General features: G+C 43.2%; 8 protein-coding genes. 6 read left to right on the top strand and 2 right to left on the bottom strand.

All coding sequences use genetic code 11. The annotated features are described in order from the left end of the window. The first annotated feature begins 233 nt into the window (after window positions 1-233). From BACCELL_RS07855 to BACCELL_RS07830, 6 genes are all read left to right on the top strand, one after another. Window positions 234-2987, top strand: a complete 2754-nt coding sequence (locus tag BACCELL_RS07855; RefSeq protein ID WP_007211148.1) for an MGH1-like glycoside hydrolase domain-containing protein — start codon at window positions 234-236, stop codon at window positions 2985-2987. A gap of 328 nt (window positions 2988-3315) precedes the next feature. Further along, complete coding sequence (locus BACCELL_RS07850; protein WP_007211147.1) at window positions 3316-6438, top strand: SusC/RagA family TonB-linked outer membrane protein; 3123 nt, start codon at window positions 3316-3318, stop codon at window positions 6436-6438. A 34-nt stretch (window positions 6439-6472) separates the two neighbouring features. Further along, window positions 6473-8293 (top strand): RagB/SusD family nutrient uptake outer membrane protein, encoded by a 1821-nt coding sequence (locus BACCELL_RS07845; protein WP_007211146.1) that lies wholly within the window; start codon window positions 6473-6475, stop codon window positions 8291-8293. Window positions 8294-8301: 8 nt separating this feature from the next. Next, window positions 8302-9333, top strand: coding sequence for a family 43 glycosylhydrolase (locus tag BACCELL_RS07840; RefSeq protein ID WP_007211145.1), 1032 nt, complete (start codon window positions 8302-8304; stop codon window positions 9331-9333). A gap of 65 nt (window positions 9334-9398) precedes the next feature. Beyond that, window positions 9399-10325 carry a family 43 glycosylhydrolase gene (locus tag BACCELL_RS07835; RefSeq protein ID WP_081450804.1) on the top strand — a complete coding sequence of 309 codons (927 nt, stop codon included), beginning with the start codon at window positions 9399-9401 and terminating at the stop codon, window positions 10323-10325. A 22-nt stretch (window positions 10326-10347) separates the two neighbouring features. Further along, entirely contained in the window at window positions 10348-12369 is a 2022-nt protein-coding gene (locus tag BACCELL_RS07830; protein ID WP_007211143.1) for a hypothetical protein, read from the top strand. A gap of 179 nt (window positions 12370-12548) precedes the next feature. On the opposite strand, the gene ybeY is transcribed toward BACCELL_RS07830, so the two are convergent. Together ybeY and BACCELL_RS07820 are read right to left on the bottom strand one after the other, a co-directional pair. Then, complete coding sequence (gene ybeY, locus BACCELL_RS07825) at window positions 12549-12959, bottom strand: rRNA maturation RNase YbeY (RefSeq protein ID WP_007211142.1); 411 nt, start codon at window positions 12957-12959, stop codon at window positions 12549-12551. A 19-nt stretch (window positions 12960-12978) separates the two neighbouring features. After that, window positions 12979-13366: nucleoside recognition domain-containing protein (locus tag BACCELL_RS07820; protein WP_007211141.1), on the bottom strand; the 388-nt coding region annotated here is incomplete at its 5' end.

Here is a 13366-nt window from a genome sequence, read left to right as displayed (position 1 = left end):
GAATTGGATAATACTCTTTGTTTCTTTTGCAACTCTTTGATTATCAGTAGATGAAAGTGCTCTATAATGAGGTAACGACAGAATAGGGATGAAGTAACGAGTGAATGGCAATGAAGTAACGACTGATATAGGTTAAGGCAACGACTGTTTCATAATGTAGGATTGCTGTAAATGATTTTGTAAATTAATGATGAAAGTGCACATAGTGCCGAATACTAAAGCTATAGTAATAGATGAAACGATACTTGATGACATTTCTGACCGCAATTATGACCCTTTGCTGTGCAGGAGCTGTTTTTCCTTTGCTTTCTTCGGGCAATAGCCATGATATTGCATCATTGCATGCATGGGGGCCTTATTCAAAACGCTATGCCGGTATCTCGCACATACCTGATATGCGTAAAGGGATACGTTTTGACTTCTCGGTGATGCCCGGGTATTACCGGAACCGTCAGTTGGTACCGCATGTCCTGTTCGAATCATCCTACTATCCGTGGGAAATAAATCCGGAGATGACCCGCATCACTTACCGCTATGAACTGGAGTGGAAAGACCGGGTTTATACGGATGTCACCTATCACATATTGGATGATAACCGTACGTTGGTCGGGATACATTGCGTCAACAATACGAGTATGCCTCAAAATCTGGTATTGAATCAGATGGCATATATAGATTATCCTGAGACATATCCGCAGGTAGCGGTTTCGGATACGTCCGGCCTGCAATGGTATAATGCCATTGATTATATTGAGAATGAACCTGCCAGTAAATCCCCTCAATACAAACTGGTGTATGACGGATGGCAACGGAATGAGGAGCGCAGTACTTCATCACTCGATGGTTCCATACTGGGAAGAGGGTTCGGCAGGAATAAAGGTGACCGGTTGAGCTATCTGGTAAACATTCTTCCGGGGCAGGAAAACGGGGCGATAGGCCTCCGGTTTAAGATGAAGAAAGGAGAGAGTGCCGTACTGTGTCTGAAAGGACTGGTGGAACAATCTGTAGAATTGGAAGGTACGGGGGAATTCTCTTTCTTGTCAGTTCCTTATAATGGAAAGAAGGCCGGAGAATATAAACTGGAACTTGTTTCGGGCAGTACTGTTGCAATCAGTCTGGATGGATTCTTTATAGGGGATGTTGACGGTATAAACAAAGTAAATGTGGTCCGTACACCGATTCCTTTCACCCCTGTAATGGAGGTGGGAGAAAACAAACAGGATTTTATACTGAAATACAAGGATTGTGACAACTATTATGGCGTGGCCTGGAACTACCAACATTCGGAAGTGAGGGAAATACTGAACGGTGAATTGGAGTCTTTCTTCCGTAGAAGGGTGCATGAACATGTATCTTCAAGGCTAATTGGAGACAGGAACTGGCATTATGCCAATGCTTTTTTGCGCCCTATCGTATTGGAACCTGACTCGGAACAGACCATTTACATGCTAGTGTGCAGTGGGAATAAAGAACAGGTGAAGCAGGAACTGCAAGATTTCCATTCGACACCGGATAAACTGGTCGCACGGATCAGTTCTGCGGAAAAAGCGAAGCCTGAAGACCAGGTGTTGCCAGGCGGAGAGAAGTATCTTCTGGGGAATCGTTTGCTGCAAGCCTCACTCTTGTCGAATATCGTATATCCGGTTTATACGCAGAAGGAATACATCAGACATTTTACGCCGGGTAAGAATTGGAACAGTCTTTATACCTGGGACTCCGGCTTCATTGCGTTGGGACTGATTGATGTGGACCCGGTCAAGGCTTTCGAATGTATCAAGGCTTATACAACTCCGGTGGGGAGTGAATCGGCTTTCATCCATCACGGTACCCCATTACCCATTCAGATGTATGCTTATGCTGATTTGTGGAACAACAGCCTGTCACAGGAAGCGTTGAGATTCTTATATCCCAGGCTGAAACAATATTTTGATTTTATGGTCGGAGCTGATCCGTATTCACCTACCCGAATGGCAGGTTCCGGTCTGCTTCGTACCTGGGATTATTTCTATAATTCCGGTGGATGGGACGATTATCCGCCTCAACATGCATTACGCGGTAATAAATCGCAGTATCAATCGGTGACTCCTGTGGTAACCTCTGCTTATTATCTGCGGGCGGCGAAGATTCTGCGCCTGGCAGCGAAGGAACTGGGGCTGAAAAAGGATGTGAAAGCGTATGAACGGATCATCAAACTCTTGTCGTACGGCCTGCAAAATTACTCTTGGGATGAAGAAAGCGGATACTTCGGATATGTAGTCCATGATTCTCTGGGAAATGCGACAGATATTTTCCGGTATAAGGATCAATCTAATTTTAATAAGGGACTGGATGGGGTCACCCCTTTGGTAGCAGGTATTTGTTCTCCCGCTCAAGTGGACCGGTTGATGGAACATTTGTTTTCTCCTGACGAACTGTGGACTAAAGTCGGGCTCTCAACGGTCGATCAGTCTGCTCCTTATTATAAAGAAGATGGATATTGGAACGGTGCTGTCTGGTTTCCCCATCAGTGGATGATGTGGAAGGCTCTTTTAGATTTGGGTAAAGGGGAAGAGGCTTACCGGGTGGCACATACAGCTCTGGATAATTGGGAGAAGGAGTGTGAAGAAAGCTATTTCACATTCGAGCATTTCATCATTTCGTCGGGGAGAGGGGCAGGGTGGCACCAGTTCTCGGGGCTTTCATCTCCTATATTAAATTGGTTTGCAGCATACTATAGGCCGGGTAAAGTCTCCACCGGTTTTGAGGTATGGATTACAAAGAGTGATTTTAATGAGAATCATTCCAGATATAAGGCTGAACTTTCTTTTGATGATTCGACGAAACCTCATGAGCGTTGCATGATTGTCTGTATGGATGCAGGGCATCAATATGAAGTATTCTTTAACGGAAAGCCGGTTCAGTATAGGTCTGGCCATGCAGGAATGTTAGAAATAACTCTGCCGGCTACGAATAAAACAGGGGAACTTGTAGTTCGAACTCTTGATTAGATTATTTTCTGCGAGAGGCATATTTTCTTTCAGATTCGATATCTCTAGAACAAAGGCGTGTTCTATTAAGGATACGCCTTTGTTGTTATTCTGAAACTTTATAAAATTGACTAGTTTCGCAGCTTACAGCCTATGAATAAAATGATAGATACGTCCCTATAATTGAGATTATTGTGTCTATTGCTGTTTTAAACCTTTCTAACGCGTGATTTGGGACATTTTTTCTTTTTTTAGAGATAACTGTATTATTGATTGCCTATTTGAATATCTATTTTTGTCTTGCTTTAAAGCCAAGTAAGTCTTTACATTTTTTTTAAAATTTAATATTATGAAGCAGAAAATTTCAAAATGCTTTTTTGATGCAAGGGTTAGGATGTTACTCCTCCTCCTGATTTCTACAATTTATGCTCAAGCCCAATCGGGCAGAATCGTTACGGGTGTCGTTAAAGATGCCACAGGCGAAACAGTAATCGGTGTAAACGTTACTGTAAAGGGTAATGCTGCTTTGGGTACTATTACCGATTTAGATGGTAAGTATTCATTGAACGTTCCTGCGCAAAAATCTACTTTAGTATTTTCATTCATTGGTTACCAAACGGTAGAAAAAACGATTGATGCCAATGCAAGAACTCTGAACGTTACATTAGTGGAAGATTCTAAGTTGCTGGATGAAGTTGTTGTGGTGGGTTATGGTACGATGAAAAGAAAGGATGTAACAGGCGCCGTGGCACACGTTGGCGAGGAAGTGACAAAGAATAGAGCTGCAACAAATGCTCTTGACTTCCTGGTTGGTACGGTTCCCGGTGTGCACATCACTCCTTCTACTGATGCAGGTGGCGGCGCCTCCGGGCTTCTGATCCGTGGTAAACAATCGTTGAAGGCCAGTACTTCTCCTTTGATTGTTTTGGATGGTGTGGTATTCTATGGTAACATTGATGATATTAATCCGAATGACATTGAAAGTATGGATATCCTGAAGGATGCCAGCTCTACTGCTATTTACGGTTCCAAAGGATCGGCAGGTGTTATTCTTATCAATACCAAGAGAGGTTCTTCCGAGAAGCCCATTATCAACGTAAGTACAAAAATAGGTGTTTCACAAGCTACTTTTATGCCGGAGATGCCTACTGCTGAACAGTATATGCAGAGACGTGTTGATTACTTCAAAACAATTGATTACTTTAAGCCGGGCGAACAACAGCATGGTTTGGGATATTATGATAATCCCAATAGTCTGCCCGATGGCGTTTCTCGTGAACAATGGGCAAGCTATGACAGCTCTTTCTCCGGTGATTATATTGAAACCTGGATGCAACGACTGGAATTCAATCCTATTGAGGTTAACAACTATAAAGCCGGTAAATTCGTTGACTGGATGGACCTAGTTTATCAGAATGGTTTGAGACAGGATTACAATGCCTCTGTTTCCGGTAAGACGGCAAGAACCAACTATTATGTGTCGTTGGGTTATACTAATAATGATGGTATCGTAGTAGGTGATCAATTCCGTGCTTCAAGATCGCGTGTGAATTTGGATACTGAGATTACGAAATGGTTGAATATTGGTTTGAATGCGCAGTTCGTTCATAAAGGCTCGGATGATATTAAGGCAGATACGGGCGCGGCTAAAGCAGCCAGCCCCTTTGGAGACGTTTATGAGGCTGATGGAAGTATCAAGGTTAGACCTTGGGATGACAACCGTATTGCCAACCCATTACTGAACCGTTCAGTGGACGAAAAATACTACAGAACGCAGACGTTTAATTCAAGCGTTTATGGTAAGTTAACTCTTCCTTTTGGATTTACCTGGCAGACAACTTTCAATGTGCGTTACGGCTGGAGAAAGGATTACTATTTTGATTCTGATATCAAGCCGGGTGTAGTAGCAGGTGGTAAAGCAAAACGTGTGGACTATTCAGACTATGAATGGAGCATTGATAACATGTTGAAATGGAACCGTACATTTGCTAATATACATAATTTCGACTTCACTTTTGTATATACTGCTGAAAAATATCAGAACTGGCAAAGTACGGGAAACAATGAAGGTTTCCAGCCGAATGGCGCACTGAGTTATCATGGTATTCAGGCCGGTATAACTCCTACTGTCAGTGCAAATGACGAAATGCAGACTGGTAATGGTTTGTTGTGGCGCTTGAATTACTCTTTGATGGACCGTTATTTGCTGACAGGTTCTGTACGTCGTGACGGTTTCTCAGCTTTCGGACAGAATAATCCTTTCGGTGTATTTTCTACAGTTGCTGCCGGATGGCGTATATCAGAAGAGAAGTTCTTGAAGGATGTTGAATGGATTAACAACCTGAAGCTGCGTCTTTCCTGGGGACAAACCGGTAACCGTGACATCGGCCGTTATGCTGCTTTCTCAAGATTAACTATTACCAACGTTATTCAGGATGGGGTAAACTATAAAGGTGTATATCCTTCAAGTTTGGCTAACAGAGACTTGAAATGGGAAACTACTACCGGGTTCAACTTCGGTGTTGACTTTGGATTGTTCAAAAACAGACTGAGCGGTTCTGTAGAACTTTATAAGAATAAGACGAATGACTTGTTGATGGACCGTGCTATGCCTGAAATCTCAGGATATGGTAAGATCGCTTCTAACCTGGGAGAAATTGCTAACCAGGGGGCTGAGTTAACTTTGTCAAGTGTAAATATCAATACTTCTAATGTACGTTGGAATACCACCTTCACTTATTCTACTAATAAGAATGAAATCAAACACCTGTACGGTGATATGATTGATGTGCTGGATGCCGATGGTAATGTTATCGGTCAGCGTGAAGACGATGATGTACAGAACGGTTGGTATATCGGACATGCTATTGATGAAATCTATGATTATAAGTGGATTGGCGTATGGCAACTGGGTGAAGAATTGGAAGCTGCAAAATATGGTAAGCAACCGGGTGACCCGAGACTACTGGATGTTAATAACGATGGTAAGATCAATGATGACGATAAACTCTGGTTGGGTACAAAAACTCCGAAGCATCGTATGACGTTGAGCAGTGACCTGAATTTGTTCAAATGCATCAATTTCTCTTTTGTACTGCGTGGAGAATTCGGTTGGATGGATATTGATAACCTGCCGAGAAACGAAACTAACCGTTACTACAATACTTCAAACTCTGTTTGGACCGAGTATTGGACACCATGGAATCCGAATAGCAAATATGCCCGTTTGGGTGCAAACATCGATAGCCCGGGCGTGAACATTTACGAAAAGAGAAACTACGTAAGAATGCAGAATATGGCATTGTCTTATACATTCCCGAAGAAGTTGATCAACAAGTTTATGATTGATAATCTAAGATTCAGTATTAATGTGGATAACGCATTCGTTATTTCTAAATGGAGAACTTCTGATCCTTTGACTAAGGCCATTACTCCACGCATCTGGACATTTGGTGTAGACATTACCTTATAATCTGATAGAACGATAATTAAATAAAGATATTCAAATGAAAACAAAGAAATATATACTAAAAGGTCTGGCAACTTGCCTGATAGCTGCCAGTCTTTCTGCTTGTGTTGATCTTGAACCGAAGGCGATGTCGTTCCTGACACCGGAGAACACTTTTGTTGATAAAGCAGGTTTGGAAACCATGCTTCGCCTCTGCCGTAAACAGATGAATTTTGAATGGTTTGGAGACGCTTTCAACTCTGGAAACTGTGAAACCTATTCTGTATATGAATATGCTTGGTCTGACTTGGCTGTTATGGGAGGTCCTGAAACGAAGGAAATCCACAATATGGTGACTCAGCTGACCCCTACCACCAATATGTATCTGCACCTTCGTTACTGGGTTTTCGGCTGGAACGGTATCAAGTATGCCAATACGGTTATTACCCGTGCTCCTGAAGCTGACGGTATGGCTTCGGAAGAAGACAGAAACGCTTGTTTAGCAGAAGGATATTTCCATCGCGCTTATTGGTATTATCTGCTGACTAACCAATTTGGAGATGTACCTTGGATCGGAGAAGAAATTACCGGTGCAAAACTGGACTTTAATACCGTTTCCCGCAAAACTATCTTGGCGAATATCAAGAAAGATATGGAATATGCTGTACAATGGTTACCTAAAGAAGTAATCCGTGGTGCTGTGAGCAGAGCCGCAGGTGAACATTTACTGGCTAAGATATGTCTGGCTACCGGTGACTTCCAACAGGCGGTAGATGCAACAACTCGTTGTATCAATGATTACGGATTGCGTCTGATGACCGAGCGCTTCGGTATCAATATGGATGATAAGAGTAAGGACGTATACAACGACCTATTCCAGGAAGAGAATATCAGTATTGTTGAGAACAAAGAAGGCATTATGATCGGTCAGGAAATCTACGGTCTGGACGGATGTTCTTCTCCAAGTGGTTCAAAACGTAAGCGTAACTTCGTGCCGCAGTGGCATGCCGGAAGCAAAATGAAGACACCGGACGGAAAGAACGGAACGACTGATGCATCAGGCATTTATGATGGATACGAACAGTTGGAAGAACTGGGTAGAGGTCTTGCCAAGATACGTCCTACCAACTATGCACAATATGAGTTGTGGAAGGATTGTGGAGATGATATGCGTCATAATTCCAATAACTGGTATGATAAGTCACGTATCAAATACAATCTGCCGGCTTCAAAGGGTGGTAGTGCCGCTTACTTCGGTCAACCGGTTAATCCTGCTTACTGTACCGATACCATGCGCTGTTATTTCTCTTTCCCGATTGTGAAGGTTCTGATTGATAAAGATGATCCGAATGCAGGAGGTAAAGTACCTGTAGGTGGTTTCACAGACCAGTATATCTTCCGCCTTGCCGAAACTTACTTGAATAGAGCTGAGGCTTACTGGTGGTTAGGCAAGAACGATTTGGCTACTGAGGATGTGAATACAATCCGTCGCCGTGTGAATGCACCGGAACTCTCATCCGTTACACTGGAAGATATCCTGGATGAAAGAGCCAGAGAATTGTTCCTGGAAGACCATCGTAAGACTGAGTTGACTCGTATTGCCTTCCTGAAAGCAGAAAAGGGTATAGATGGATATTCACTCAATAACTTTTCAGAAAAGAACTGGTATTATGACCGCATGATGGAGAAGAATAATTTCTTTGCAACAGAATATTATTATTCAACCAATGCATTTATCATGAAGCCGTATCACGTGTTGTGGCCCATTCCGCGTAATGCCATAGAATCCAACACTCAAGGCCGTATCAATCAGAACTATGGTTACGACGGTTATGAAGATAATATCCCGGTAGAAGAACTTGAACAAAGATATAAATAAGATAATATATGAGAAGTAAATATATATTGTTTGCCTTGGCTCTGACAGGAGCCTTGGCATCCTGCTCGGACGACGATAATAAGGGAACAGCAAACTATAAGAATCCTTATTCAAACCCATTGACTGATTACAGCGCAGCTGACCCTACAGTCTGGAAAGAGAATGACCATTCATTCTATGTATATGCCACCAATACATCTGTAATCCGTAAGTCGGAAGACTTGATTCACTGGACGGACGGAGGCAAGATGTTTGCAACAAAACCTACGTTTGTTACGGAATCGGGTGCAGCAGTCTGGGCACCGGATATCGAAAAGGTGGGTGATAAATATATCTTGTATTTTGCCATGTCTGCCATGGGCAAGCCTGCAACTGCCGGTATCGGTATTGCTTCGGCTGACTCTCCCGAAGGTCCTTTCACATTGGATATATCGGTAGACGGAAAAGGAAAGTTGTTCACTTCAAGTGAAATTGATGTAAGAAACTCCATCGACCCTTGCTACTTTGAAGACAATGGACAGAAATGGTTGGTTTGGGGTAGTTTCAACGGTTTGTATGCTGTGAAGCTGAATGAAGACGGTACGAGAGTATACCCTGACATTGCAACAGCCAAGAAAGAAAGAGTGCAGGTTGCGGGTACTGCTTTTGAAGCACCTTACATTCATAAACGTGGCGATTATTACTACATGTTTGCATCTGTCGGTTCATGCTGTAACTCTATGTTGAGTACTTATACTACGGTTGTTGGCCGTTCCACTTCTTTCTTAGGCCCGTATGTGAATAAGAACGGAGAATCAATGCTGGACAATAAATATGAAGTGCTGATCAGAGCCAATGATCGTTTTGTAGGACCGGGGCATAACTCGGAAATCGTAACAGACAGTGAGGGTAATGAATGGATGCTATATCATAGTTATGACAGACACACCCCGAGCAAAGGACGCTATTTGATGATTGACCGGATTGTTTGGGAGAATGATTGGCCGGTGATTGCCGGTAATAGTCCATCTACCGAGGCAGAAGCTCCGGTTTGTAAATAAGTAATAGTGAATATATGCAGAAAATATTGTTAATCGGAGCCTTTGTCGCCATAAGCTGTTTGCTTATGGCGCAAGGGCCCGTCAAAAACTATCAGAATCCGGTTGTAAATTATAGCCTGCCCGATCCCTCTGTTATCAAAGGGGAAGATGGTTATTATTACCTGTATGCCACCGAAGATATCCGAAACTTGCCTATCCATCGTTCAAAAGACTTGGTGGAGTGGGAGTATGTGGGTACTGCTTTTACCAAAGGCACTCGTCCGGATTTTGAACCTAAAGGAGGACTCTGGGCTCCTGATATCAATAAAATAGGTGATAAATACGTGCTTTATTATTCCATGTCTGTCTGGGGTGGCGAATGGACCTGTGGTATCGGATGTGCCACTGCCGATAAGCCCGAAGGTCCTTTTACAGATCATGGAAAGATGTTCCGCAGCAATGAAATCAATGTACAGAATTCCATTGATCCTTTCTATATAGAGGATGGAGGAAAGAAATATCTCTTTTGGGGTAGTTTCCGGGGAATTTACGGCATTGAACTGTCGGATGACGGACTTTCTGTTAGGAAAGGTGCCAAGCTCCGCCGGGTGGCAGGAACAGCCTATGAAGGAACATATATTCATAAAAAAGATGGTTATTATTATTTCTTTGCATCTATAGGAACTTGCTGTGAAGGATTGAAAAGTACTTATACTACGGTTGTAGGTCGTTCGAAGAAACTTTTTGGACCTTATGTGGATAAAAATGGTAAGAAGATGCTGGATAACCACCATGAAATACTGATTCACAAGAATGAGGCTTTTGTAGGTACCGGACATAACTCAGAGATTGTAACGGATAAGACGGGTAATGACTGGGTGTTTTATCATGCAGTCAGTACCAAGAATCCCGGAGGCCGTGTGTTGATGCTAGATAAGGTTGATTGGAAAGACGGGTGGCCATCCGTGTCTGGCAATTCTCCGTCATCAGAATCCGAAAGACCTGTATTGTAAAATAGTAAAATGAAGATTGAATATGAGGTTAAAAAGATTGTTTTTAGGGATAATGCTTTCTGCGGGCATTGCAAATATTGGAGCGGCAAACTATACTCCTGAGAATGTTTCTGTATCTTTAAAAGTTCCGGGAAATGATGCCAAACACTATTCATTAACTCTCCGGAAAGTGCAGGATGGTGTGTACGATTGTCAGCCTTCCGAAAGTCTGCCGCTGGTCATTACCCGTCAGGTTACGGAGAAAGATGGAAAACAACGCATCAATGTTGTCATCAAAGCCTTGGAGAATGTGTATTTCAATTATGGAGAGCAGATAAAAACCGGTTATAAGCATGGTGACTGTCAGTTTTATATGCCTGGTTTCTGGTATCGTCGTAACCTGCGTTCGCCCAAAGAGGCGCCTTCATTCTATACTTCGGATAGTTGGTTGGTGCGCGAGGACCGTTTGAGCACTCCGCTTACAGCAGCTTTCAACTCTGCAAATGGTAAGTCAATGTCGGTTATCCGCATTGATAAGTTTGACAAGGAGGCGCTGGCCACTCACAAAGAAGGAGAGGTCATTGTGTCCGGAGAAACATCCATAGGCTATACCGGATTTGAAAATGTGGGAGGCATGACTGTGCTTTCTTACGGTTTTCCGTATCGGGAAGCTCCGAAAACTTATATTCGTAAATTGACTTTAGCTCCTTCTGTTGAGGCTTTTCAGTTGCTTCGCAAAGGAGACAGCATTACTCTGACCTGGGAGTTGGCGGAAATAGATGCCGCTGATTTTTCTGAGTGCGTGCAGCGTACTTGGGAGTATTGTTACGACACGAACCGTCCGCAGCCTGTCGATACACCTTATACGGTGGACAGAATGAAAGAAGTACTCAGTAATTTCTTTGTGGAAAGTTATGTGGGCAATACGCCTACTCATTACTATTCCGGTGTGGAACTGAAAACGGCTACTTGCGATCATGTGGATGTTGCTGAAATCGGATTTGTGGGACGTACGTTGCTCAATGCTTTCAATGCACTGGAATATGGTGCGTTACAGAACCGCCAGGAATTGATGAATAGTGCCAACAGTGTTTTTGATACGTATCTTCAGAATGGTTTCTCTCCGGCAGGCTTTTTCAATGAGGTGGTACATTATAATCGTGGCTTTAAAGAATCCAAGCACAGTATCCGCCGCCAATCAGAGGGTGTGTATGCCGTGCTGAATTATCTGACTTACGAAAAGCAGCAGAAGCGCAAACATCCTGAGTGGGAGAAGCGTATCAAAGGAATTTTGGATAGCTTCCTGCGTTTGCAGAATGAGGATGGTAGCTTCCCGCGTAAGTTTAAGGATGACTTCTCTATTGTAGATGGAACGGGTGGAAGCACCCCTTCAGCTACCTTGCCTTTGGTGATGGCTTACAAGTATTTCAAGGATAAACGTTATCTGGAGAGTGCGAAACGTACGGTGGGCTATCTGGAGAAAGAACTTATATCTAAGGCGGATTTCTTCTCTTCAACCCTGGATGCAAACTGTGAGGATAAAGAAGCTTCTCTGTATGCCGCTACTGCTACGTATTATCTGGCGCTGGTTACTAAAGGGGCGGAGCGTACGCATTATGCAGAACTGTCGAAGAAAGCAGCTTATTTTGCTTTATCCTGGTATTATACTTGGGACGTTCCTTTTGCCGAAGGACAGATGCTGGGTGATATCGGCCTGAAAACTCGTGGCTGGGGAAATGTATCGGTGGAGAATAACCACATAGATGTGTTTGTTTTTGAATTTGCCGATGTATTGAATTGGCTTTCGAAAGAATACGATGAACCTCGTTTCTCTGACTTTGCCCAAGTGATTTCTACCTCTATGCGTCAATTGTTACCGTACGAAGGACACATGTGTGGTGTGGCTAAAGTGGGCTTTTATCCCGAAGTTGTTCAGCACACCAACTGGGATTATGGTCGCAATGGAAAGGGATATTATAATAATATCTTTGCTCCGGGTTGGACAGTTGCTTCCCTGTGGGAACTCTTTTCTCCGGGACGTGCGGAGAAGTTCTTATTGAAATAAAAAGATGGATATAAAATACAACGTGCATGAGTCATAATCTCATGCACGTTGCATCTATATATCCTGCATATCCGATCTATATATCCTATACGTCCGATCTATATGTCCTGCGTGTCCCATCTATATATCCTGCGCATCCCATCTATAGATGCTCTAAACAGCTACTTTCTTTTGTTTCTTCATCGCATAGCCAGCGCTTTATTCTCTGCTGCCTCCATAATCTCCCGTTCTCCCGGTCCTTTATCATTAATACCGCAAAGATGCAGAATACCGTGGATAATAACCCGGTGTAACTCCGTTTCATAGTCACTGCCGAACTGCTCTGCATTTGTACGTACCGTGTCGAGGCTGATAAATAAATCTCCACTGAGGCGATTGCCCTCGCAATAATCAAAAGTGATGATATCCGTGTAGTAATCATGTTGCAGATACTGGCGGTTTACCTCAAGTATTTTCTCGTCAGAACAGAAAATATAGGCGATTTCACCGACTCTTTTCTTGTAAGTGGCAGCAACGGCTTTAATCCATTCTGTGGTTTGGCTTTTTTTGATGGCGGGCATTTCTACACCGTCTGTTTGATAGGAAATCATATCAATTAATAATTAAAAGTTAAAAGAAAAACAGATAGCTGATGATGATGGCGGCGATGATACCTGCAAAGTCCGCTATCAGTCCGCAGGTGACGGCATTACGCGTTTTAGTAATACCCACGCTTCCGAAGTAAACAGCCAGGATATAGAAAGTGGTGTCCGAAGCACCACGGGCTACGCAACTCATTCGTCCTACAAAAGAATCTGCACCATATTCCTTCATGGTATCAATCATCAATCCGTTGGCACCGCTGCCACTCAACGATTTCATCAATGCGGTTGGTAGGGCGCCTACAAAACTGGTATCTGCGCCAAACAATCCTACTATGTAACCGATGCCGCTTACTAACATATCCATCGCACCGGAAGTGCGGAATACGGCAATACCCACCAGAAACGCTACCTGA

Source organism: Bacteroides cellulosilyticus DSM 14838 (assembly GCF_000158035.1).
Classification (GTDB): Bacteria; Bacteroidota; Bacteroidia; order Bacteroidales; family Bacteroidaceae; genus Bacteroides; species Bacteroides cellulosilyticus.
The sequence above is the reverse complement of the archived record's forward strand: the minus strand, read 5'-3'. Positions and strand labels throughout refer to the sequence as shown.